Source organism: Oerskovia rustica (genome assembly GCF_014836555.1).
Lineage (GTDB): Bacteria > Actinomycetota > Actinomycetes > Actinomycetales > Cellulomonadaceae > Oerskovia > Oerskovia rustica.
In genome coordinates this window covers 47,008-69,542 of record NZ_JACSQQ010000003.1, presented here as the reverse complement: position 1 = coordinate 69,542, position 22,535 = coordinate 47,008, and the positions used below count along the sequence as shown (strand labels likewise).

Here is a 22,535-nt window from a genome sequence, read left to right as displayed (position 1 = left end):
ACCGATCACCCGCTCCCACGCCCCCGCCGGCACACGAGGGGGAACACCATGGCAAGCGCACCGCACCCCGACCCGCAGCTGGGTGGACCGTTCGTCCGTCAGGACGTCTGGAAGCTCTACCTGCAGGGACCCGACGGCCAAGCCGTCATCGACGCGTACGCGAAGGCCGTCGCGGTCCTCAAGGCCGGCCCGCCCACGGGAGCCCGGTCCTGGCTGCACCAGACCCAGGTCCACGGCATGAGCCCGGACCCCCACGACGGGCTGCGCAACCAGTGCCAGCACGGCTCCTGGTACTTCCTGCCCTGGCACCGGCTCTACCTGGGCTACTTCGAGGCGATCTGCCGCGACATCATCCGCAACCGGAACGACATCCCTCAGAAGGTCAAGGACACGTGGGCCCTGCCCTACTGGGACTACGACACGGCCACGACCAACACGCTGCCACCGCCCTTCCGGGACCCCATCGGGCCGGACGGCCTCGCCAACCCGCTCTACGAGGTGCAGCGCAAGAGCGGCGTGAACGCCGGGACGGCAGCCCTCGCCGCCACCGAGACCACCGCGAAGGGCTGGTTCCACCAGCCGCTCTTCACGTCGAAGATCCCGAACACGGCCACTTTCGGCGGGCCCACGACCGGGTTCAGTCATCTCCCCGGCACGATCGGCACCCTCGAAGGCACACCGCACGGCACCGTCCACAACTTCGTGGGCGGCAAGATGGGGAACTTCAACACCGCGGCCTCCGACGCCGTCTTCTGGCTGCACCACTCCAACATCGACCGGCTGTGGGAGGTGTGGCGGTCCCACACCGGGCAGGGGCGCGACCCCGCGAAGAGCGTGTTCACCCAGAAGTTCGCGTTCCTCGACCCGTCCGGGGCCCGCAGAGAACCCGAGAGCTGGGAGGTGCTCGACACCAGCGCGTTCGGGTACGTGTACGCGGACATCGGCGTCCCGCCGTCGGCCCGCACGCTGAAGCGTGAGAGGAGGCGGCCCGTGGCCGGTATCGGAGACGCAGGGGGCGAGGACGATGCTCGTCGCGAGGAGGAGGTGCGGCGCCTCGAGCAGGTCCCGCCCGAGGCCGTCGCGGTCAACCGTGAACCGGTACGCCTCGCGTCCGGGACGGCGAGCGTCGACATCGCGGTCGGGCCGGGCGCGGCCCGGGACCTGACCGACCGGGCGGCGTCGCCGACCGAGCCGGAGCGGCTGCTGCTCGTGCTCGAGCACATCACGCTGGAGGGCGACAACCAGCCGCCCACCTACGCCGTGTACGTGGGCGACACCGAGGACGACGACGCGCTCGTCGGGAACCTGCCGCTCTTCGGAGTCCGCGAGTCGCAGGAGGCCGACGCCGAGCACGGGCTGTCGTACGTCTTCGACATCACCGACGTCGCGGCCGTCCTCGGCGAGAGAGGAGCCTGGGACCCCGGTCACCTGCACCTGACCTTCCACCCCGTCGTCCACGACGAGCAGGAGGCGTTGGCGGCGCCCGAGGTCGTCGTGCGGACCGTCCGCCTCATGGTCCAGTGACCGTCGCGGCCGGGCGTCCTCCGCGCCCAGCCGCCGTGCGCCCGGCAGCCCACGGGCTGCGCGTCCGCGGGGCGGCTGGCCACGGGCGGGGCGTCCGGGCGGCGGGCACCGAGGCGCGACGGTTCCTCGGCCGTCATCCCGAGTGGCCGGTCCTGCTGGCGGCGGCCGCCGCGTGGGTGGCGCTCCTCGGTTCCTGGTCGCCCACGTCGGGCGCCGGCGCCAGCGGACCGGGACCCGCGGCGGGGCACCACGCGCTCCAGGGAGCGGGCGCCGGGTGGTCCTCCGCGTGGCTCGACCCGGCGGCACCCGCGACGGGCTGGGCCGACGGCATCCACGGGTTCGTGCCCGGAGCGGCGGCGGACTGGGGGCACTGGGGGCTCATGGTCGTCGCGATGATGCTGCCCGGGCTGGTCCCGTCCGTGCGGCACGCGGCGTTCGCCTCGCCGCGCAGGCGACGGCACCGGACCACGGCGACGTTCGTCGCCGCCTACCTCGCGCTGTGGATGGTCGTGGGACTCGGGGTGACGTTCGTCGTCGGCCTGCTGCGTCCCGGGGTCATGGCCGCCGCCGCGGTCCTCGTCGCGGCGTCGGCGTGGCAGCTGACCCCCGTCGTCCGGCGAGCCCTGGCCCGGTGCCATCGCTCGGTCCCGCTGGGCGTCGAGGGCCGGCCGGCCGACGTCGCGGCCCTGCGGTTCGGCTGGTTCCACGCCCGCGCGTGCGTGCTCACGTGTGCACCGTTCATGGTGGCGTTGACCTTCGCGGGGCACCCGCTCTGGCTCACGCTCGGGATCGCGACCGTGACGTGCCTCCAGAAGCTCGGCACCGACGCCGAACGCTGGGTGCATCCTGTGGCCGTCCTCGGGGTGCTGTCGGCCGTGGTCCTGGTCGGGACGAGCTGAGTGCGACGCGCCCACCCGCCGAGGGTGACGGCGCGGTGAGCGGTCACCCTCGGTGGGCAGGGACGTCACCGTCGACGTAGTACCAGCGTCCGCCCTCCCGGACGAACGCGCTGACCTCGTGCAGCGACCCGCGCTCGCGGGTCTCCGCGGACCGGTAGTGGGCGACGAACTCCACCACGCCCGTCCGGTCGAGCGGGCCGCCCGCGCTCGTCGCGACGACGTCCAGACGACGCCACGTCACGTCGTCGTCGAGGTCCAGGTCCGTGGGACGCGTCGAGGGGTGCCAGGTCGCGAGCAGGTAGTCGGCGTCGCCGACTGCGAACGCCGCGTAGCGCGAACGCATCAAGGCCTCGGCCGTCGGAGCCCCCACCGTGTCGGAGCCGCCCGCAGCGAGCCCGCGGTGGTACCGCCCGCAGCACGCCCCGTACGTCTCTCCGGACAGGCAGGGGCAGCGGGCGTCGTCGGGCAGGGGAGAGGTCGCGGTCACCCGACCATCCTTCCGTAGGGTGTGAGCCGTGCGCCTCCTCCGCTGGACCTTCGCCGTCTACCTTGCCGCCGTGCTGGTCGTGACGTGCTGGCCGTCCCCGCAGTCGACGGCCGCGCCCGGGTGGGCGCTCGCCGTCCTGGACGCGTTCCGGTCGGTGGGGGTGGCGATGTCGTACGAGTTCCTCGAGGCGGCCTCGAACGTGGTGATGTTCCTGCCGTTCGGCGTGCTGGGGCTGCTCGTGCTGTCCGGGGCTCGTCCCGCGGTGCCGCTCGGGCGGGCGGTGGGGTTCGTGGTCCTGGCGGGGTTCGCCGTGTCGCTCGCGGTCGAGCTGTCGCAGCTCGTGATCCCGGGCAGGTACTCGACCGTGCAGGACGTCGTGATGAACACCACGGGGGCGCTCGCGGGCGCGGCAGCCGTGGCGGGAATTCTGGGCGCCCGACGCCCGTTGACCCGAAGATAGTGTCGCGAAGACACTAAAATTCTCGCATCGTCACCCGGAGGTCCCCATGTCCACCCCCCACGTCACCGGCGCACCCCTCGACGGCTCGCCCTTCCAGGGCAAGGTCGCCCTCGTCACGGCCTCCGGTGCAGGCATCGGGGAGGCGGTCGCGAAGCGGCTGGCCTCCCAGGGGGCGGCCGTCGTCGTCTCCGACGTCGACGACGACGCCGGTGCGCGGGTCGTCGCCGACATCGAGGCCGCGGGCGGGCGTGCGGCCTACCGCCGCGCGAACGTCGCCGACCCTGCAGACGTGAGCGCGCTCGTGGCGTTCGCCGTCGAGACCTTCGGCGGGCTGCACCTCGCGGTCAACAACGCAGGCGTGGGCACCCGGCCCTTCCGTCTCGACGAGATGCCCGAGGACGGCTGGGACCGCACGCTCGACGTCACGCTGCGCGGGACGTTCCTGTCGATGAAGGCCGAGATCGCCCACATGATCGGCCACGGCGGCGGCAGCATCGTCAACATCGCGTCGATCGCGGGCCTCAAGGCGTCGCCCGGACTCGCGCCGTACTCGGCCGCGAAGGCAGGTGTCGTGTCCCTCACGTACGGCACGGCGATCGAGTACGTGACCGACGGCATCCGCATCAACGCCGTCGCACCGGGCGCGATCGAGACGGCCGCGCTCGCGTCGCTGCCCGAGGAGGCCCGCGCCGGGTACGCGGCCGACGTCCCGATGAAGCGCCTCGGCCAGCCGTCCGAGATCGCGGACGCCGTCGCGTTCCTGCTGTCCGACCAGGCCAGCTTCATCACCGGTGTGGTCCTGCCGGTCGACGGCGGCACCCGGGTCGCGTGACCGACGCACCGCAGCACGGGGCGGGGCCGGGCGACGGCCCCGCCCGGGCGGCCACCCCGACGGGCGACCCGCGCGTGCCCGGGTACCGGTCCGACCTGCTCGACTCCCTGGTCCGGGTCATGGGCCTGTGGACGAGCGGTGACTTCCTCGCGGCCGTCGCGGCGCGCGAGGGGATCGACCTGGACACTCCGGCGATCGTGGTGCTCACGGTCGTGTGGCGGCAGGGCCCGCGGCGGCCCTCGGCCATCGCCGAGCACCTGTCCACGGGGCCGTCGAACGTCAGCAAGATCCTGCGCCGCCTCGACGCCGCAGGGCTCACCGAGCGTCGCGAGGACCCCGACGACGCCCGGGCCTCGCGCGTCCACCTCACCGAGGCGGGTGCCAGCGTCGCCAGGACGTTCGTCGCCGCGGGCGACGCGCTCGTCGACGAGCTGCTCGACGGCTGGTCCGCGCAGGACCGCCTGGCCTTCACCGAGCTCATGCGGCGCTTCGAAGGGGCGAGCGAGGCCTTCCTCGACCGGGGCTGACGCGCCCACCGGCGCCCGCTACGCCCACAGCAGGCGCCACCAGGTCTCGCCCGGTGCGTCCGCGCGGTGGATCCGGTGGATGCGGTGCGGCGCGTTGAGGGCGTCGTCGAGGCCCAGCTCGTCGACCACGTAGGCCCACAGGAGCTCGCACTCGCAGTCCGGGACGTGCTGCTCGGTCACGAGCAGGTCTGCCTCGAAGCGGAGGATCGCGCCTTCTGCGACCAGGCGCTCGTCGCAGCGTCCCGGTCCGACCACGAACCCGTGGAGCGTCACGTCGTCCGGGTGCTGGGCGGCGGCCCGGAGCAGGCTCCCCAGCGGCGGTGAGCCGTTCGACCGGTGGGCGAGCCGGGTCGGGGCGAGCCGTGCGAGGAGGGCCTCGGCCAGTGGCCCGTCGAGGTTCGCGAAGAACGTCGGTTCGAGCGGGTCGTCGTCGGGGTGCAGGACCGGTTCCAGCAGCTCGGGCACGGCGTCGTCGAGGAGCCAGCCGTGGGTGTGCGGTCCGTGGACGTGGTGGAAGCCGTCGGGGCCGTTGGCCTCGGCGGCCTGGCGTTGCCAGAGCGCCCGGAGGGTGGGCAGGCCCAGGGGGGAGACCGGGTGCCGGTTCGTCGCGCGTCGTCGGGGGTGGGAAGGGCGGTTGCCGTGGCTCATGCCGGTAGGGTGCCGCGCGGGTGGCGAGCCCCGCCGAGGCGGGACGACCCTCTGTGGACGAGGACGTCGGAACCTGACCTGTGGACGACGCCGGAGACCTGGGTGTCCCGCGACCCGATGGGCACTTCTCCCCTCGGGCCGGTCCGCGTCGTCGGAAAGCGTGCTGCCCTGACCGACGAGATCGCCAGGAGGAGAGCATGAGCGAGGGACTGCAGGGGGCGGATGTCGATGGTCTGCGTCGGCTGGCGGGGGACCAGGTCGAGGCGCTCGTCACACTGCGAAGGGGTCGGTCGTGAACGGCCCGCAGGTGGGAGGGGGAGGCGAGGAGCCGAAGCGGCTCGACGCGAAGAAGCTCGCAGCTCTCCGCCGGTTCGCCGGTGCCGTCGTCGTAGTGATCGTCGTGAACTTCGTGATCGCCGGGGCGGTGGCGATCTTCGGCGGGGACAGCGACCAGGATCCTGTGGGGCGCTGGGTGGGTGTCGGGTTCCTGCTGTGCCTCAACGTGTTCCTCGTGGGGGTGCAGGTCAGGATTCGACGGTCGGACGCCTGGAGGCTCGCGACGTCCGACCGCGACGCCCGGCAGGGCTGAGCCCGACGCGAGAGGATGCGTCCATGACCACGATCCTCGTGACCGGCGGCACCGGCACGCTCGGCACCCCCACCGTGACGCTCCTGCGCGCCGCGGGGCACGACGTCCGCGTGCTCAGCCGGTCCGCCAGGCCCGGCCCGGCCTTCGTGGTCGGGGACCTCACCACGGGCGAGGGCCTGCGGGAGGCGTTCGACGGTGCGGAGACCGTCCTGCACCTCGCGACCCGCGGCCCCCGGGCCGACGTCGAGATGGGCCGCCATGTCGTGGCTGCGGCCCGCGACGCCGGGGTGGGGCACGTCGTGTTCCAGTCGATCGTGGGCGTCGACCAGATCCCGCTCGGCTACTACACGGCGAAGGTCGAGGTCGAGGACCTGCTGGCCGCGTCCGGCCTCCCGCACACGATCCTGCGGGCCACGCAGTTCCACGAGTTCGTCGACAACCTCTTCATCGCGCAGCGCTTCTCGCCCGTGCTGCTCACGCCGGCGCTCGAGGTCCAGCCGATCGCGGTGCCCGACGTCGCCGCGCGCCTCGTGGAGATCGTCGCCGCCGGGCCGTCGGGCCGGGTCGTGGACGTCGGCGGGCCCGAGCGCATCACGGGCCGCGAGGCCGCGCGCGCCTGGCTGCGGGCGACGGGCAGCCGGCGCGGGGTCGCCCAGGTGCGGTTGCCGGGACGGACCTTCGCCGCGTACGCGGCAGGCCACCACATGGTGCCGGGCGAGCCCTCCGGGACGGGGACGTACGGGCAGCACCTGGTCGAGCGGTACGGGCGTTCCCGCTAGCGGCTCCCCCGGTTGCCGGGGCCCGGTCCGCGCGTGATCGTGGGGAGCATGACCCGAGCCCGTGGTGCCTCGCGATCCTCGTTCGACGTCCTCGCCCGGTCGCTCGCGATCGGTGTCGCGGCGGGCAGCCGTGCGTCGCTCGGCCTGGCCCCTCCGCTGCTCACGTCGTCGCTGTCCGGGCCGTGGGCTGTGGTCGCCAAGGTAGTCAGTGCGCTGGGGGTCGCGGCCGAGCTCACGGGCGACAAGCTGCCGAGCGCGGGTTCGCGGCTCGAGCAGCCCGGTCCGCCGATCCGCATGGTCTCGGGCGCGGTGGGCGCGCTCGTGCTCGCGCGCCGCGCCGAGGCCGGGGTCCTCTTCCCGCTGCTCCTCGGGGCGGCCGGTGGCGCTGCGGGTACCTGGGGCGGCGCCGCGTGGCGCGCGGCCGCGGTCGGCAGGCGCCCCGACTGGCGGGCCGCGGTCGTCGAGGACGCGTTCGCGCTCTCGCTCGCGGCGTTCGCGACGCGCCCCTGAGGCGACCCCATCCCGGCCCGACGGCGCCGCTCACCTCCGAGGTGAGCGGCGCGTCGGGCGTGGGGAGTACGGGGGACGTCAGCCGACGCGCTCCCACGGGCCCCACGCGGAACCGTCGGGCTGCTGGTTCCTCGTCCACCAGCGCGCCTGGAACGTCGAGCCGTCGAACGTCGCGCGCTCGCCCGCGACGTACACGCGCGTCGCGACCCAGGGGCTCGTGCCCGACTCGTCGGCCGCGGCGGCCTCCTGCCACGGCCCGTACGCCGAGGCGCCCGGCTCCTGACCCGAGGTCCACCACGACGCGACGTACGCGGCGCCGTCGTGCAGGACGACGTCCCCGGCGGTGTAGACCGCCGATGCCGACCACACGGACGTCGCCGCGTCGGGGGCGAGCTCTGCCGCGACGGGTGCGAGGAGGCGGCCGTCGAGGTCGAACATCGCCTGGTTCTCCCACGCGTTGCCCGACGACGGGTCGGCCGGGTCCCAGCCGTTGCCCTCGACCGACGTCCACGCGGGCTCCCAGTACACGACGCCCAGCCCGCGCCCGCTCGGTGCCGACGCGACGACGTCCTGGACCGCGCGCAGCGCCGCGGCCTGCCCGGTGGGCGTCGCGGGGTAGCCCGGCACGAGCTTCGCCTCGGTGTCGATCACGTTCTCCCACGCGGGCGTGCCGTCGTCGAGCGTGAACGGGTAGGCGGTCTCGACGACCATGACGTCACGGTCGTAGCGCTCGGACAGGGTACCGACCGCGGCCTGCAGGTCGCCCAGGCTGCCGTGCCAGTAGCCGTAGTAGCTCAGGCCGATCACGTCGAAGTCGACCCCACGTGAGGTGACCTCGTCGAACCACCAGGTCAGGCCGCCGATCCCGTTGTTGATGTTCGTCAGGTGCAGGATCACCTGCGCCTCGGGGGCCACGTCGCGCACGGCACGGGAGCCCGCGCTCAGGAACGCCGCGAGCGAGTCCCACTGCGCGGTGTCGTACCCGTCGCCCGGGACAACGTCCCACGTCTGCCCGTAGGGCCACATCAAGCCGGGGTTGATCTCGTTGCCGACCTGCACGTAGTCCGTGGTCACGCCCGCGTCGCGGAGCGCGACCAGGACGTCGCGCGTGTGGTCGTAGACGTCCTGCGCCAGCTCCTGCGTGGTCCCGCCGACCCACGCCGCCGGGGTGCCCTGCGCACCCGGGTCGGTCCAGCGGTCGGAGTAGTGGAAGTCGATCATGACGTCCATGCCCGCGGCCTCGATGCGCCGGGCGCTCTCCACGACGTGCGTGATCTCGTTGTACCCGTCGGCCGGGTCGACCCACACCTTGAGGCGGCCCAGGTTCATGCCCGCCTCCGCGAGGATCTCGACCGGGTCGCCCGGGGTGCCGTCGGTGCTCGCGTACGTCGCCCCGAAGTCCTCGTTCTTGGCGACGCCCGACAGGTCGCCACCGCGCACGTCGCGCACCACGCGCCTCCGTTCGAGCGTCACGTCGTCGACCGACGCCCAAGTGCCCCCCGGCCCGTCCGTCACGACCGCGACCGTGCAGTCGCCGCCCGTCACGTACGCCGAGACCGACAGCCGGACCCACTGGTCGTCCTGCTCGGTGATCGGGGTCGTCGTGGCGTCGTCGGCCCCGCAGCCCGTGAGCGCGAGCCGCGTCGCGTCGAGCGCGCCGCCCGACTTCACCCAGGCGCTCGCCGTCCACCAGCCTGTGGACAGCCCCTCGACGGTCTGGGCCGTCGTGACGTCGTAGGCGTCACCGGCCCAGTGCGTCAGCCGGCCCGACGACGAGCCGTGGCCGGTGCTCTCGGCCTTCGCGGCGCCGTCGTGCCCCGTGGTGCTCGTGACGGTCCAGCCCGTGAGCCCGGCCTCGAAGCCGGGGTTCACCAGGGTGCCGGTCGCCACGGGCGCCGCGTCCGCCGCGACCGCAGGTGCGGCCCCGGCGAACGCCAGCGCGGCCACCAGGACCCCCAGCGTGCTCTTCCTCGTCGATCTCATCCGTCCTCCTTGACGTGGTGCGTTGATGGGTCGAGCAGGGCCCGTGGTGAGCCCTCAGACGAGCGGGGCGCGCAGCACGCGCACCGCCCCCGCCGCGACCGCGGCGGTGCCGGGCGTGGCCTCGCCGCTCACGAGGTCCGTGGCCCCGGCGGGGAGCCCGGGCAGCTTGACCTCGTGCCCGGTGTGGTTGATCGCGACGACGTACTCGGCGTCGTCGCCGCGGCGGCGCACGACCTCGAAGCCCTCGACCAGGCCCGACGGCGCCAGTCCCGCGTCCGCGTAGACGGCGCCCAGGAGCGTGCCGAGGTCCGTGACGTCGAGGCGCGTCGAGACGTACCAGCCCGTGCCCTCGCCGAGCGCGTGGCGCGTGATCGCGGGGGCGCCCGGGGCGGGGCCGTCGACGTACGTGCCCACGACCTGGGCGCCGTCGAGCGTGATGTCGTCGGCCCACACGTCGCCCGCGAGCGTGCCCGTCAGGGCGGGCACCGTCTCGCCGCCGTCGAGCGCGACGGCCAGCGACTCGCCCTCCCGCAGGGGCAGGAACTCCTCGACAGTGAGGCCGAGCGCGCGGCGCAGCGGCGCCAGGAACCCACCCGGGTGCACGGCGTCGTGCTCGTCGACCGCGGCCGAGAAGTACGACACCAGGAGCGTGCCGCCGCCCTCGACGTAGCGCGTGAGGTTGTCGGCCGACCCCTGCGTCAGCAGGTACGACGCGGGCGCGACGACCAGGCGGTACCCCGACAGGTCCTGCGCCGGGTGCGCGAAGTCCACCTGGACCCCGTCGCGCCAGAACCGGTCGTAGAACGCGTCGACGCGCTCGCGGTGCTGCGCGTCCACGCTGGGACGCCACTCGAGGTCCTGCGCCCAGAACGACTCGGGGTCCCACAGGATCGCGACGTCGGCGTGCACGCGCGACCCGCGCACCTCCGCGACCTTGCCCAGGTCGGCGCCGAGCGCCACGACCTCGCGCCACACCCGGCTTCCCGTGCCCGCGTGCGGCAGCATCGCCGAGTGGAACTTCTCCGCTCCTGAGCGCGAGGCACGCCACTGGAAGAACATGATCGCGTCGGCCCCTCGGCCCAGGTGCGAGAACGCGTTGCGCGCCATCTCCCCGGGGCGCTTGGCGACGTTGCGCGGCTGCCAGTTCACGCCCGACGTCGAGTGCTCGAGCAGCAGCCACGGCTTGCCGCCCGCGACCGAGCGAGTGAGGTCCGCGGCGAGCGCGAGCCCCACCTCGTTGCGCGGGTCGCCGGCCCGCAGGTAGTGGTCGTTCGAGACGACGTCGACCTCGCGGGCCCACGCCCACAGGTCGGTCGACGGGCACTCGCCCGCCATGAAGTTTGTCGTGACGGGCACGGTCGAGTGCGCCCGGATCGCGTCGCGCTCGGCCACGAAGCAGGCCAGCAGCGCGTCGTTGGTGAAGCGCGCGAAGTCGAGACGCTGCGCGGGGTTGACGACGGAGGCCGCGACGGCCGGCACGTCCACGTGCTCCCACTCGCCGTAGACCTGGCCCCAGAAGCGGGTGCCCCAGGCGGCGTTGAGGCCGTCGAGGTCGCCGTAGCGCTCGCGCAGCCACTCGCGGAAGGCCGCGGCGCTCGCGGGCGAGTAGTCGTCCGAGACGGGGGCGCCGTACTCGTTGTGCACGTGCCACAGCGCGAGCGCGGGGTGCGAGCCGTAGCGCCTCGCGAGCTCGGTCGTGATGCGCACGCACGCACGGCGGTACTCGGGCGAGCTGGGCGAGACCATGCCGCGCGAGCCGAACCCGAGGACCCTGCCGTCGCGGGTCACGACGCGCGAGTCGGGGTAGGCGTGGAAGAACCAGGCGGGCGGGGACGCGGTGGGGGTGCCGAGGTCGACGCGGATGCCGTGGGCGTGCAGAAGGTCGATCAGGCGGTCGAGCCAGGCGAGGTCGAACTCTCCTTCGCGCGGCTCCATGAGTGCCCAGCTGAACATCCCGATGCTGACGAGGTTGACCCCGGCCTCGTGCATCAGGGCGACGTCCTGCTCCCAGACCTCCTCGGGCCACTGCTCGGGGTTGTAGTCACCGCCGTAGCAGATCGCGTCGACGCCGGGCAGCCAGCCGTCGTAGACGGGGCCGACCGGGCGGGGCTGGACGGAAGTCATGCGCTCTCCTCAACACGTCACTGTGCACGATCACAGGTATGACCGGCGCTGCAACACCTAGGTAACAGCATGAAACACGATGTTGACAAGAGCATGCAGGTCGTGAGTACTGTGACCGTGCACAGCCCACACTGTCGTGAGTCGCCGTGGCCCGAAGCCCCGGCGAGAAGCGCGATGGTTCCTTGACGAGGAGGACCTCATGCGCCTGTCCACAGGCATGAAGGCAGCGGCGATCATCGCCTCCGCCGCACTACTGATGACCGCCTGCAGCTCCGGCGACGGCACGGACGCCCCCGCGGCCGACGGCCCGGTCGAGCTCACCTTCTGGACCTGGGCGCCCAACGTCGACAAGGTCGTCGAGACCTGGAACGAGGCGAACCCGGACATCCAGGTCACGGTCAACAAGCAGGACGGCGGCGACCCCGCGATCACCAAGCTGCTCACCGCGGTCAAGGCCGGCAGCGGGGCGCCCGACATCATGCAGACCGAGTACCAGAAGATCCCCACGCTCGTCTCGGCCGACGCGCTCGCCGACATCTCGGGCGAGGTCGCGGACCTCGCTGACCAGTTCCCGGAGGGCGTCTGGAACGACGTGACCCTGGGCTCCGACGCGGTCTACGCCGTGCCGCAGGACTCGGGCCCCATGCAGTTCTACTACCGCGCCGACATCTTCGAGCAGCTCGGCCTGACCGTGCCCACGACCTGGGACGAGTACGCCGCGACGGCTGCCGCCCTGCAGGCCGCGGACCCGACCAAGTACCTCGGTACGTTCTCCGCGACCGACGCGGGCTGGTTCACGGGCCTCGCGCAGCAGGCCGGCGCCTCCTGGTGGGGGATCGACGGCGACGCGTGGACCGTCGCGGTCGACGACGAGGCGACGCTCAAGGTCGCCGACTACTGGGGCGGGCTCGTCGAGTCCGGCGTGATCGACAACAAGCCCATGTACACCCCCGAGTGGAACGCCGCGCTCAACAACGGCACGCAGATCGGGTGGCTCTCGGCCATCTGGGCACCCGGCGTCCTCGAGGGCAACGCCCCCGACACCGCAGGACTGTGGAAAATGGCCCCCATGCCGCAGTGGGACGCGGCCGACCCCGCGACGGGCAACTGGGGCGGGTCCGCGACGGCCGTGACGAGCCAGTCGAAGCACCCCGAGCAGGCCGCGAAGTTCATCACGTGGCTCAACGCGTCGCAGGAGGGCGTCGACCTCCTCGTCGAGCAGACCGGCGTCTACCCGGCCAACATCCCGGCGTCGGCCGAGGCGCTGTCCGAGCCGCCGACGTTCTTCGCGAACCAGCCCGACTTCTACGAGATCGCGGCCGAGACGGCCAAGACCGCGGGCAGCTTCACGTACGGCCCCAACGTCAACGTCACCTACTCGGCGTACAACGACGAGTTCGGCAAGGCCACCGAGGCGAGGTCGCAGGCCGCGTTCACGGCTGCGGTCGAGGCCATGCAGAAGGTCACGCTCGACGACATGGTGAGCTCCGGCTTCACCGTCAAGGAGTAGGCCCGACGGCGGCCGCCCGGTCAGTCCGGGCGGTCGCCCCTCCCTTCCGCACCGTGCTTCAACCGCCGTCCGCACCCGATCGGCGGAGACCTTCCGAGGAGAGATCGTGACCACGACCACGCCAGCGCGGCCCACCGCGCCGCCCGCGGTGCGACGCCGCCGACCCGGTGCGTCCCGGCGCCAGGGAGCCCCCTGGGCCTTCCTCGCCCCCGCGATCGTGCTGTTCGTCCTCGTCCTCGCACTGCCGATCGCGTACGCGGTGTACCTGAGCTTCCGCACCGAGAAGGTCAGCGGGCTGGGCCTGGGTTCCGGTTCGCGGACCGAGGTGTGGAACGGGTTCGCGAACTACGCGGCGTCGCTCGCCGACCCGGAGTTCCTCGCGTCCGTCGGCCGCGTCGCGCTGTACGGCGTGATCGTCGTGCCGACCATGCTGGGCCTGGCACTGCTCTTCGCGCTGCTGCTCGACTCACGCCGGTCGCGCGCGACCAAGTTCTCGCGGGTCTCGATCTTCCTGCCGTACGCCGTGCCCGCCGTGATCTCCTCGCTCCTGTGGGGGTTCCTCTACCTGCCGGGAGTGAGCCCGTTCTACTACGTGTTCGACCGGCTCGGCTGGGACGTCCCGTCCCTGTTCTCGTCGAACCTGGTGATCTTCGCGGTCGCGAACATCGCGGTGTGGGGCGGTGTCGGCTTCAACATGGTCGTCATCTACACGTCGCTGCGCGCGATCCCGTCCGAGCTGTACGAGGCCGCCGAGCTCGACGGCTGCACGCAGGTCGGCATGGCGTGGCGGATCAAGATCCCCATCGTGGTGCCCTCGATCATCATGACGTTCGTCTTCTCGATGATCGCGACCCTGCAGGTCTTCGCCGAGCCGACGACCCTCAAGCCGCTCAGCAACACGATCTCGAGCACGTGGACCCCTCTCATGAAGGTCTACCGCGACGCGTTCATCCGCGGCGACCTGTACTCGGCGGCCGCGACCTCGGTCATCATCGCCGTCGCGACGTTCGTCCTCTCGTTCGGGTTCCTGCGCCTGGTGCAGAGCCGTGCCTTCGGTCAGGAGAAGTGACCATGACTACCGACGCCGCTGAGACCGCGCTCGTCGCCGAGACCGCCGGCTCCCGGGCGGGCTCCGTCCTGCCTCGTACCCGACGCGTCCCCCGGACCGGCCACCGGTCGGTGGGCGAACGGCCGAGCGGGGCCGCGACCGCGATCCTGCTCGTGGGCGCGCTGTACTGTCTTCTGCCCGTGCTGTGGGTCGTCGTCGCGTCGACCAAGTCGGGGAGCGAGCTCTTCTCGACGTTCACGTTCGCGCCCTCGACGCACCTCCTGGACAACGTTTCCGACCTCAACGCCTACCGGGGCGGGCTGTTCTGGCGATGGATGGCGAACACGGCCCTCTACGCCGGGGTCGGCGCCATGCTCTCGGTCGTCGTGTCCGCGATGGCCGGCTACGCGCTCGCGAAGTACCGTTTCCGCGGGAAGACCGCGGTCTTCAACATGCTCCTCGCGGGCGTCCTCGTGCCGGGCGTCGTCCTCGCGATCCCGCAGTACCTGCTCATGGCCCAGGTCGGTCTCACGAACACGTACTGGGCCGTGCTCCTGCCGAGCATCATCAGCCCCTACGGGATCTACCTGGCCCGGATCTACGCGGGCGCCTCGATCCCCGACGAGATCGTCGAGGCCGCGCGGACCGACGGCGCGAGCGAGCTCCGCACGTTCGCGCAGGTCGCGATGCCCATGATGGCCCCGGGGCTCGTCACGGTCTTCCTGTTCCAGTTCGTCGCGATCTGGAACAACTTCATGCTGCCGTACATCATGCTCGGCGACGACAAGCTCTTCCCCCTGACGGTGGGGCTCTCCGGGCTGCTCAACCAGGGTGCGTCGCAGCCCGCGCTGTACACGCTCGTCATCACCGGGGCGCTCCTGTCGATCGTCCCGCTCGTCGCCCTGTTCCTGCTCCTGCAGCGCTACTGGCAGGTCGACCTGGCCGCCGGCGCGGTCAAGGCCTGAGGATGTCCCTAGACTCACGTGTCGTGGAGCAACCTGGTGAGGACGCCGCCCCCGAGCAGGAGCCGGGGGTCGCACCGCAGCCTGCCCGCGAGAGGCGCGCGGCGCCGTCGGGCAGCACGAAGCGACGTCCCACGATCCGCGACGTCGCCGCTGCCGCAGGCGTCTCGCGCGGGACCGTGTCCCGCGTGATCAACGGAGGCCACTGGGTCTCGCCCGACGCGCTCGCTGCCGTCAACGAGGCGATCCGGACCACGGGGTACGCCGCGAACCAGCACGCTCGCAGCCTCGTGACGGGGCGGTCGAACTCGATCGCGTTCCTGCTCACCGAGCCGCAGCACCTGCTCTTCGAGGACCCCAACTTCTCGATCCTGCTGCGAGGCGCGGCCGAGGAGCTCGCCAAGCGCGAGATGCCGCTGCTGCTCATGGTCGCGGGGACCCCCGAGGAGCGTCGCCGGATCGGCGGGTACGTCGCGGCGGGCCACGTCGACGGCGTCCTGCTCATCAGCTCGCACCAGGGCAACCCGATGCTGGCCGAGCTGCTCAAGCTCAAGGTGCCGACCGTCGCATGCGGTGTGCCGCTCGGGTACGAGGGGCGCGTCGGGTACGTCGCGGCCGACGACCGTGCCGGGGCGCGGACCATGACGCAGCACCTGATCGACTCGGGACGCACGCGCGTCGCGACGATCACGGGGCCGCTCGACACCCCGGGCGGGACGCTGCGCCTCGACGGGTACCGCGACGCCCTGGGGGACCGGTTCGACGAGTCGCTCGTCGCGCACGGCGACTACTCGCGCGAGCGGGGTCGGCTCGCGATGGCCGAGCTGCTCGAGCGCCGTCCCGACCTCGACGCCGTGTTCGTCGCGTCCGACCTCATGGCGGCGGGCGCGCTCGTCGCGCTCCAGGCGGCGGGTCGGCGCGTCCCGCAGGACGTGGCCGTGGGCGGGTTCGACGACTCGGGCGTCGCCGCGTCGCTCCACCCCGCACTCACGACCATGCGGCAGCCTTTCGAGCGCATCAGCGCCGAGATGGTGCGGCTGCTGCTCGAGGTCGTCGAGGGCCAGGAGCCTGCGGCCATCACGCTGCCGACGTCGCTCGTGGTGAGGGACTCGGCCTAGCCCCCCGGCCCCGTCCACAGGGCCCGCGCCGTACGTCGTCCTCCCCGACTGACCCCGCGCGGGTCGGGGGGGGGGGGGGGGGGGGGGGGGGGGGGGGGGGGGGAGCTCCGCCGTCGTGCCGCGGGCCTCAGCAGGTCAGGGCGTCGCCCGTCGTGGTGCCCAGGAACTCGGCGTAGCGGCGGAACAGCGCGACCCGGTTCGCGACCTGGCGCGGGTTGCCGCCGTCGCACTCGAGCGGGCCGTTGATCGCGCGGATCGTCTCGCGGAAGCCGTGCTCCCCGACGATCGCCTCGTGGCACGTCATGGTGCCCTCGCCGGGCTGCGTGTTCCAGTACCAGAGCGCGGTCTTCCAGGCGACGGTCGGGTCCGTCTCGACGAGGAACGGGTTGTTCAGCAGGTCGATGCCCAGGGCGTCGCCCGCGGCCTTGTAGTTGAAGTTCCAGGAGAGCTGGATGGGGCCCTTGCCGTAGTAGGCGTCCTGTCCCGCGGGGCACCCGTACGGCTGCGACGGGTCGCAGTAGTGCGAGTACACGGCCGTGTTGAGCTCGCTCACGTGGAGCAGGCCCGTGCTCTCGTGGCTCACGTTCGCGAGGAACGCCGCGGCCTCGCGGGCAGCGATCTCGGGACCGCCCGACGTCGCGAACTCCGGGTACGCCTCGGTCGCGGCGACCAGGCCCGCGTACGTGTAGAACGGGTTGCGGTCCGGGAACATCTCCTCGAACTGCGCCTCGGTCACCACGAAGCCCGTCGTGATGCCGCTCGTCGAACCTGTCTCAGCCATGAGCCACCCTCTCGTCACTGTCCCCGGCGGAACGTCGTCCGACGACTCGTCGGTGACTCGTCGGTGCCCCGCCTGCGTTCAGCGGTCACCCTAGGGGACGAGCGAGCGCTCCTCGGCATCGGTGTGCAGTGCGCTCCGGGAGCCTTCCTCGACGTCCGGCTCGGGGCGGTCGCCCGGGTCGGGGGAGTCCTCGGGGGAGACGTCCGTGGGCGCTGCACCGCCTGTCCTGGCGTACACGAGGACGGCGACCAGACCCGCGACCCAGCCGGTCACGAGCGGCCAGAAGAGGCTCGCCTGCACGACGGGCAGCACCATGTTCATGGTGGCCGAGTGCAGCCCGAACGCGGTGTACGTCGTGAACGACCGGGTCGCCGCGGGGACCGTCGCGGCGGCGACGGCGGCGAACCAGACCGCGAGCACCAGGGTCCAGCGCCCCGCGCTCGGCGGGAGCCGTCGGGTCGCGAGCCACGTCCCGCCCGCGACGAGCAGGCCCACGACCAGGGCGAGGGCCACCTCCATGCCCTGGACCGGTCGTCCTTGCGGCGCGAAGCGGAAGATCATCGCCCCCGTGGCCACCTCCGCGACGAGGTCGATCGGGCCCCGGGCGCTGCGGTGCCACACGAGCCACGAGCTGCCGGCCCCGAGCACGACCCACACGAGCGCGGCCGTCAGCCCGGCGGTGAGCACGGTCGGCCAGGCGCGGGCCCGCAGCGGCTTGCGCGCCCTGCGCGTCGCGGGGAGCGCCTCCTCGGCGGAACGGTTCGTCAGGGCGAGGGCCCCGACGAGCGCGATCCCGACGAGCCAGCCGTTGACGAGCCCCCACCAGCCGCCGTCGAACGACGCGGAGAGGAGATGGAACGCCGGGTTCAGGGGGGCGGGGAAGGAGATGTCCGCGACCGTGTCCGCGACGGACCCCGCGGTGCCGCCGGCCACGACCCCGAGCCACGTCCCGAGGAAGACGCCCCACGTGCCGGTGCGTCGAGGCAGGCGTCGCGTCGCGAGGTACGCCACGACCATGACGACCAGCCCTGCGAGGAGCGCCGCGAGGATCGTCTGACCCGTGATCGCCGAACCGCCCGGGACCGTGCCGTTCGGGTGGGGGAGGAACGTGCGGACGAGCGCGCTGTGGACCCGGTACGTGAAGTTCGCGTGGACCCAGTCGCTCAGGACCGCCGTCCCGACCCACAGGATCGAGGTGACCAGCCCGGCGACGAGCACGGCGGGGTCCCTGCGTGACGTCATCGGCATGCCCGCGAGGGTAGCGCACACGCATGAGGAGCCCAGGCCCGGAGAGGAGAGCCCGCGGCCCGGTCCTGCCCGACGTCGGAGCGCGCCCTCGCGCGGAAGGTGGGCTCCGTCGTCGGGCCCGGAACCGCCCGGCGGTTGACACCCTCCGAGGCCGCGTGCAAGAGTGCCTCTCAATCCGGAAACGTTTCCAGAGTCTTTCGCACCGCTGCGTTGGAAACGTTTCCAAATCGAGATCTTCCGCACCACCTTCGACGGAGAGGGCAGGAACCGATGGCACCACGTGCAACGTTGAACGAGGTCGCCGAGCGCGCAGGGGTGTCGCTCGCCTCGACCTCCCGAGCGCTGCACGGCTCCGGCGCCAGCAAGGCCATGGTCGAGCGCGTGCGCGCCGCCGCCGACGAGCTCGGATACAGCCCCGACGCCGTCGGACGCTCGCTGCGCATGCGCCGCACGTTCCAGATCGCCTTCGCGGTCGCCGACATCGGCAACCAGGTCTACGTCGAGATGATGTCCGCGATCCACGCGGTCATCGCGCCCTACGGCTACCGGGTCGTCGTGACGACCACGGGCGACACGGCGGAGTCCACCACGGACCTCGTGCGCAGCCTCGCGAACGGCATGGTCGACGGGATCGTCCTCAGCCCCCTGCGCATGAGCGAGGAGCTCGTCCGCGCGATCCACGAGTCCGCGGTGCCGGTCGTCGTGATCGGACGATCGCTCGGCGCCCACGGCATCGACTCGGTGTCGACCGACTCCGCGGGCGGGATCGGCCAGGCCGTGACCCACCTGCTCGACATCGGCCGCCGCCGCATCGCGTTCCTCAACGGCCCCCTCGACACGACCCCCGGTGAGGCACGCCAGCGCGGCTTCGACGCCGCCGTCGCCGCTCCAGGGTTCGCCGCCGAGCACGTCGACGTCGAGATCGCCGAGGACTTCACGGTCGCCGCCGGTCTCGCCGCCGCGCGCACGCTCATCGAGCGCAACGCCGCTGCCGGCGGCCTCGACGCGATCGTCGCGGCCAACGACCTGCTCGCGATCGGCGCGATGCACGCGGCGCGCCAGAGCGGCCTCGACGTCCCCACCGACCTCGCCGTGACCGGCATGGACGACACCGAGATCGGCCGCGTCTTCTACCCGAGCCTCACGAGCGTCTCCCTGGGATCCGCCGAACGTGGTCGGCGGGCCGCCCAGCTCCTGCTCGGACTGGTCGAGGGCAGCGACCAGGAGACCCGGCACGTGGACGTGGGACCGACCCTCCTCGTCCGCGAATCCACCCGACCGACCGACGTACTCGACGGAGAGAAGTCATGACAGCCCCCACCGTGGAGGCCGGCCCCCGACCGACCGCCCCCGCACCCCAGCGGCCGAAGCCGCGCCGGACCGGAGGGATGGCCCGCTCGAAGCGGCGCGAGGCCATCGCCCTCGTCATCCCGTCGCTGCTCCCGATCCTCGTCCTGAGCGTCGCGCCCCTCCTCGTCGGCGTGGGCCTCGCGTTCACCGACGCCCGCCTGGTCCGCAACCCCGAGTACGCGTTCGTCGGGATGGACAACTTCGTCCGTCTGGCCGACAACTCGTTCTTCTGGGACTCGTTCCGGATCGGCATGATCTGGGCCGTCTCCGTGACGCTGCTCCAGCTCGTCGCGGCCATGGGCCTCGCGCTCCTGCTCAACTCCGACCTCAAGCTCCAGGGCCTGACCCGGGTGCTCGCGCTCATCCCGTGGGCCATGCCACCCGTGGTCGTCGCGATCATGTGGCGGATGATCTACTCGCCCAACGCCGGGCCGCTCAACGCGTTCCTCGGCAGCGTGGGCCTGCCCGACGACATCAACTGGCTCGCGGACTTCTCGACCGCGCTGCCGGCCGTGATCGTCGTGGGCATCTGGGTCGGCATGCCGCAGACCACCGTGACGCTGCTCGCCGGGCTCCAGCAGATCCCCGACGAGCTCCACGAGGCCGCGGCGATCGACGGCGCGAACGCGTGGCGCCGGTTCACCGCGGTCACGCTCCCGAGCCTGCGGCCCATCATCACGTCGATCACCTCGCTCAACTTCATCTGGAACTTCAACTCGTTCTCCCTGGTCTACGTGCTGACGGAGGGCGGACCGGGCGGCCGCACCATGCTGCCGATGCTCTACACGTACCTCGAGGCGTTCAAGAACAGGAACATCGGCTACGCGGCCGCCATGGGCGTCGTGCTCGTGGTCGTCGTCGTCCTCCTGCTCGCGATCTACCTGTGGTCCCAGTTCCGCCAAGACCGCGACAGCACGGGGAAGTGATCTGATGCGTCATCTCGTCCGGCCAGCCCAGTACGTGGCGCTGTGCTTCTACATCGTCTTCCTCGGCTTCCCGCTGCTGTGGCTCATCTCGGCGTCGCTCAAGTCGTCGGGGGAGCTCAACTCGCTCACCGTGAGCCTGATCCCGCAGGACGTCGAGTGGGGCAACTACTCGGCCGCGCTCGAACGCCAGGGCCTCGTGCGCTCGGCGTGGAACTCCGCGATCGTCGCGCTCGTCTCGACCGCGCTCGTGCTCCTCATCGCGCTGCCCGGCGCGTACGTCCTGGCCCGGCTCAAGGGCCTGGTCCGCGGCATGGGCGTCGGGTGGATCCTGGTCAGCCAGGTCTTCCCGGTCATCCTCATCATCCTGCCGCTGTTCCTCATCCTGCGGACCATCGGCCTGACCGACAGCCTGGTCGGCCTGACCCTGGTGCACACGACGTACACGCTGCCGTTCGCGCTGTGGATGCTGCAGGGCTACGTGAGCTCGATCCCGATCGAGCTCGAGGAGGCGGGCTCGATGGACGGCGCGAGCCGCCTGACGGTGCTCCGCCAGATCGTCTTCCCGCTCCTCATGCCGGGCGTCGTCGCGACCGCGATGTTCAGCTTCGTGTCGTCGTGGAACGAGTTCTTCTTCGCGCTCGTCCTCCTCCAGTCGCCCGAGAACTACACGCTGCCGATCACTCTCAAGATGTTCATCGGCGGCGAGGGCAAGGTCGCCCTCGGCCCGCTCGCGGCGGGCGCCGTGCTGGCCGCGATCCCCAGCATCGTCTTCTTCTCGATCATGCAGAAAAGGCTCACCGGCGGACTCCTGTCCGGTGCCGTCAAGGGGTGAGCGCAGTGCGCACCCGCCTCGACGGAACCCGTCCCACCCACCCCACCCGCACGACCCCCACGCCTCAGAAAGGCAGACACATGAAGACTCGTGGTGCGTCCATCGCCGCATGCCTCACGATCGGCACCCTGTTCCTCACCGCTTGCGGAAGCGGCGGAGACAGCGACGCCGGTGGAGACTCCGGTCCGATCACGCTGAAGTTCCAGTCGCTGTCCGACCAGCCCGCGGCCATCGCCGCGACCGAGAGCATCGTCTCCGACTGGAACGAGGCCAACCCCGACGTCCAGGTCGAGATCGTCCCCGCGGGGTGGGACGGCATCTACGACAAGCTCATCACGCAGTTCAACGGTGGTGCGGCGCCGGACATCATCCACTACGAGGCCGCGAGCATCGTGCCCTTCGCGGCGGACGGATACCTGGCCGACCTCTCGGAGTACATGTCCGACGAGTTCCGCGCGGACGTCCCCGAGGGCATCCTCAACGCGGTCACGGTCGACGACAAGGTCATCGCGTACCCCACCGAGCTCCAGTCCTACATGGTGTTCGCGAACAAGACGCTGCTCGACGCCGCGGGCGTCGCGATCCCCACGGGCGAGACCATGACGTGGGACGAGATGCGCGCGATCGCGCAGGCCACGACCAAGGACGGCACGTACGGCCTGGGCTGGGGGCTCAAGAGCCCCACCGCCGCGTACATGTCCTTCGCGCCGGGCTTCGGCGGCACCTACTTCGAGGGCAGCGGCGCGGACGCGACGCTGTCGATCGGCGAGGGCGAGATGGCCGTGCCGAACCTCGTGGACGCCATGGCGTTCGAGGACAGGTCGATCCTGCCGGTGACCCTGAGCCAGACCGGTTCGGAGACGCTCGCGACGTTCTACGCCGGGCAGGTCGCCATGACGATCCAGGGCTCGTTCCAGGCCGCGAACATCGCGACCGACGCCCCCGAGGGCTTCGACTGGATCGTGCTCCCGCCGCTCGAGGGGTCGGAGGGTGCGCAGCAGGCCGCCAACCCGCAGACCCTGTCCGTGAACATCGACTCCGCGCACGTCGAGGAGTCCGCGGAGTTCATCGAGTTCTTCACGCAGACCGACAACCTGGCCGCCCTCAACGAGGCCGACGCCCTCATCCCTGCGACGACCTCGGCGCAGGAGGCCCTCGCGGCCAAGCTCGGCACCGAGAACGGCTGGGACGTGATCCTCTCCTCGGGGCAGCACCTCGTCTCCGCGCCGTACCTCTTCGTCGACGCGTACGCGCAGTGGAAGGACACGGTCGCGACGCCGGCGTACCAGCGCTTCCTCGCGCAGGAGATCGACGCCGACGGCGTGGCCACCGAGCTGACGACCGGCTGGGAAGAGATCACCAAGTAGTGCAGCCGTGGGGGGGGGGGGGGGGGGGGGC

The 22,535-nt window shown here is 72.0% G+C and carries 22 protein-coding genes; 16 read left to right on the top strand and 6 right to left on the bottom strand.

All coding sequences use genetic code 11. The features are described 5' to 3' along the window. The first annotated feature begins 48 nt into the window (after nucleotides 1-48). The gene (locus tag H9652_RS02455) at nucleotides 49-1,524 is read left to right on the top strand and encodes a tyrosinase family protein (RefSeq protein WP_191794505.1); all 1,476 of its coding nucleotides are present in this window, start codon (nucleotides 49-51) and stop codon (nucleotides 1,522-1,524) included. Continuing rightward, on the top strand, nucleotides 1,521-2,423 hold the full coding sequence (locus H9652_RS19535) for a copper chaperone (RefSeq protein WP_191794504.1): 903 nt from the start codon (nucleotides 1,521-1,523) through the stop codon (nucleotides 2,421-2,423). The genes H9652_RS02455 and H9652_RS19535 overlap by 4 nt, the downstream gene beginning before the upstream one ends. Before the next feature lie 43 nt (nucleotides 2,424-2,466). On the opposite strand, the gene H9652_RS02445 is transcribed toward H9652_RS19535, so the two are convergent. Next, nucleotides 2,467-2,910, bottom strand: coding sequence for a YchJ family protein (locus H9652_RS02445; protein WP_318243950.1), 444 nt, complete (start codon nucleotides 2,908-2,910; stop codon nucleotides 2,467-2,469). A 28-nt stretch (nucleotides 2,911-2,938) separates the two neighbouring features. Here H9652_RS02445 and H9652_RS02440 point away from each other — a divergent pair, with 28 nt between their 5' ends. Genes H9652_RS02440 through H9652_RS02430 form a run of 3 tightly spaced genes read left to right on the top strand, consistent with a single transcriptional unit; the run spans nucleotide 2,939 to nucleotide 4,729 of the window. Then, a complete protein-coding gene (locus H9652_RS02440; protein WP_191794503.1) occupies nucleotides 2,939-3,370 on the top strand; it encodes a VanZ family protein in 432 nt (143 codons plus the stop codon). A gap of 46 nt (nucleotides 3,371-3,416) precedes the next feature. Further along, complete coding sequence (locus H9652_RS02435) at nucleotides 3,417-4,202, top strand: SDR family NAD(P)-dependent oxidoreductase (RefSeq protein WP_191794502.1); 786 nt, start codon at nucleotides 3,417-3,419, stop codon at nucleotides 4,200-4,202. Continuing rightward, a complete protein-coding gene (locus tag H9652_RS02430) occupies nucleotides 4,199-4,729 on the top strand; it encodes a MarR family winged helix-turn-helix transcriptional regulator (RefSeq protein WP_191794501.1) in 531 nt (176 codons plus the stop codon). Before H9652_RS02435 ends, H9652_RS02430 begins: the two co-directional genes overlap by 4 nt. An 18-nt stretch (nucleotides 4,730-4,747) precedes the next feature. Here the strand turns inward: H9652_RS02430 and H9652_RS02425 are convergent, their stop codons facing one another. Further along, complete coding sequence (locus tag H9652_RS02425; protein ID WP_191794500.1) at nucleotides 4,748-5,377, bottom strand: hypothetical protein; 630 nt, start codon at nucleotides 5,375-5,377, stop codon at nucleotides 4,748-4,750. A gap of 292 nt (nucleotides 5,378-5,669) precedes the next feature. Here H9652_RS02425 and H9652_RS02420 point away from each other — a divergent pair, with 292 nt between their 5' ends. From H9652_RS02420 to H9652_RS02410, 3 genes are read left to right on the top strand one after another with little or no spacing between them, the layout of a single operon-like run. Beyond that, the gene (locus H9652_RS02420; RefSeq protein ID WP_191794499.1) at nucleotides 5,670-5,966 is read left to right on the top strand and encodes a hypothetical protein; all 297 of its coding nucleotides are present in this window, start codon (nucleotides 5,670-5,672) and stop codon (nucleotides 5,964-5,966) included. A 23-nt stretch (nucleotides 5,967-5,989) separates the two neighbouring features. Further along, a complete protein-coding gene (locus H9652_RS02415) occupies nucleotides 5,990-6,745 on the top strand; it encodes an SDR family oxidoreductase (RefSeq protein ID WP_191794498.1) in 756 nt (251 codons plus the stop codon). Nucleotides 6,746-6,793: 48 nt separating this feature from the next. Then, nucleotides 6,794-7,255 (top strand): hypothetical protein, encoded by a 462-nt coding sequence (locus H9652_RS02410; RefSeq protein ID WP_191794497.1) that lies wholly within the window; start codon nucleotides 6,794-6,796, stop codon nucleotides 7,253-7,255. Between the two features lie 78 nt (nucleotides 7,256-7,333). Here the strand turns inward: H9652_RS02410 and H9652_RS02405 are convergent, their stop codons facing one another. Together H9652_RS02405 and H9652_RS02400 are read right to left on the bottom strand one after the other, a co-directional pair. Further along, nucleotides 7,334-9,238 carry a glycosyl hydrolase 53 family protein gene (locus H9652_RS02405; protein ID WP_191794496.1) on the bottom strand — a complete coding sequence of 635 codons (1,905 nt, stop codon included), beginning with the start codon at nucleotides 9,236-9,238 and terminating at the stop codon, nucleotides 7,334-7,336. 54 nt (nucleotides 9,239-9,292) lie between these two features. Next, nucleotides 9,293-11,362, bottom strand: coding sequence for a beta-galactosidase (locus H9652_RS02400; protein WP_191794495.1), 2,070 nt, complete (start codon nucleotides 11,360-11,362; stop codon nucleotides 9,293-9,295). Between the two features lie 199 nt (nucleotides 11,363-11,561). Between H9652_RS02400 and H9652_RS02395 the strand changes: the two genes are divergently transcribed. The 4 genes from H9652_RS02395 to H9652_RS02380 all read left to right on the top strand — a co-directional run bounded on the left by H9652_RS02395 (nucleotide 11,562) and on the right by H9652_RS02380 (nucleotide 16,000). Next, nucleotides 11,562-12,872, top strand: a complete 1,311-nt coding sequence (locus tag H9652_RS02395) for an ABC transporter substrate-binding protein (protein WP_191794494.1) — start codon at nucleotides 11,562-11,564, stop codon at nucleotides 12,870-12,872. A gap of 106 nt (nucleotides 12,873-12,978) precedes the next feature. Then, a complete protein-coding gene (locus tag H9652_RS02390; RefSeq protein WP_404821986.1) occupies nucleotides 12,979-13,941 on the top strand; it encodes a carbohydrate ABC transporter permease in 963 nt (320 codons plus the stop codon). A gap of 2 nt (nucleotides 13,942-13,943) precedes the next feature. Further along, on the top strand, nucleotides 13,944-14,885 hold the full coding sequence (locus tag H9652_RS02385; protein ID WP_191794493.1) for a carbohydrate ABC transporter permease: 942 nt from the start codon (nucleotides 13,944-13,946) through the stop codon (nucleotides 14,883-14,885). A 134-nt stretch (nucleotides 14,886-15,019) separates the two neighbouring features. Further along, a complete protein-coding gene (locus H9652_RS02380) occupies nucleotides 15,020-16,000 on the top strand; it encodes a LacI family DNA-binding transcriptional regulator (protein WP_318243958.1) in 981 nt (326 codons plus the stop codon). Between the two features lie 127 nt (nucleotides 16,001-16,127). Here H9652_RS02380 and H9652_RS02375 read toward each other — a convergent pair whose 3' ends face one another. Together H9652_RS02375 and H9652_RS02370 are read right to left on the bottom strand one after the other, a co-directional pair. After that, complete coding sequence (locus tag H9652_RS02375; RefSeq protein WP_191794491.1) at nucleotides 16,128-16,781, bottom strand: chitinase; 654 nt, start codon at nucleotides 16,779-16,781, stop codon at nucleotides 16,128-16,130. A gap of 90 nt (nucleotides 16,782-16,871) precedes the next feature. Continuing rightward, entirely contained in the window at nucleotides 16,872-18,029 is a 1,158-nt protein-coding gene (locus H9652_RS02370; protein ID WP_191794490.1) for a hypothetical protein, read from the bottom strand. Nucleotides 18,030-18,299: 270 nt separating this feature from the next. Here H9652_RS02370 and H9652_RS02365 point away from each other — a divergent pair, with 270 nt between their 5' ends. From H9652_RS02365 to H9652_RS02350, 4 genes are all read left to right on the top strand, one after another. Then, complete coding sequence (locus H9652_RS02365; protein ID WP_191794489.1) at nucleotides 18,300-19,340, top strand: LacI family DNA-binding transcriptional regulator; 1,041 nt, start codon at nucleotides 18,300-18,302, stop codon at nucleotides 19,338-19,340. Then, complete coding sequence (locus H9652_RS02360; protein WP_191794488.1) at nucleotides 19,337-20,305, top strand: carbohydrate ABC transporter permease; 969 nt, start codon at nucleotides 19,337-19,339, stop codon at nucleotides 20,303-20,305. The genes H9652_RS02365 and H9652_RS02360 overlap by 4 nt, the downstream gene beginning before the upstream one ends. Nucleotides 20,306-20,309: 4 nt before the next feature. Beyond that, the gene (locus H9652_RS02355) at nucleotides 20,310-21,137 is read left to right on the top strand and encodes a carbohydrate ABC transporter permease (RefSeq protein ID WP_030151257.1); all 828 of its coding nucleotides are present in this window, start codon (nucleotides 20,310-20,312) and stop codon (nucleotides 21,135-21,137) included. An 80-nt stretch (nucleotides 21,138-21,217) separates the two neighbouring features. Then, entirely contained in the window at nucleotides 21,218-22,504 is a 1,287-nt protein-coding gene (locus H9652_RS02350) for an ABC transporter substrate-binding protein (protein ID WP_191794487.1), read from the top strand. The last annotated feature ends 31 nt before the right edge of the window (nucleotides 22,505-22,535 follow it).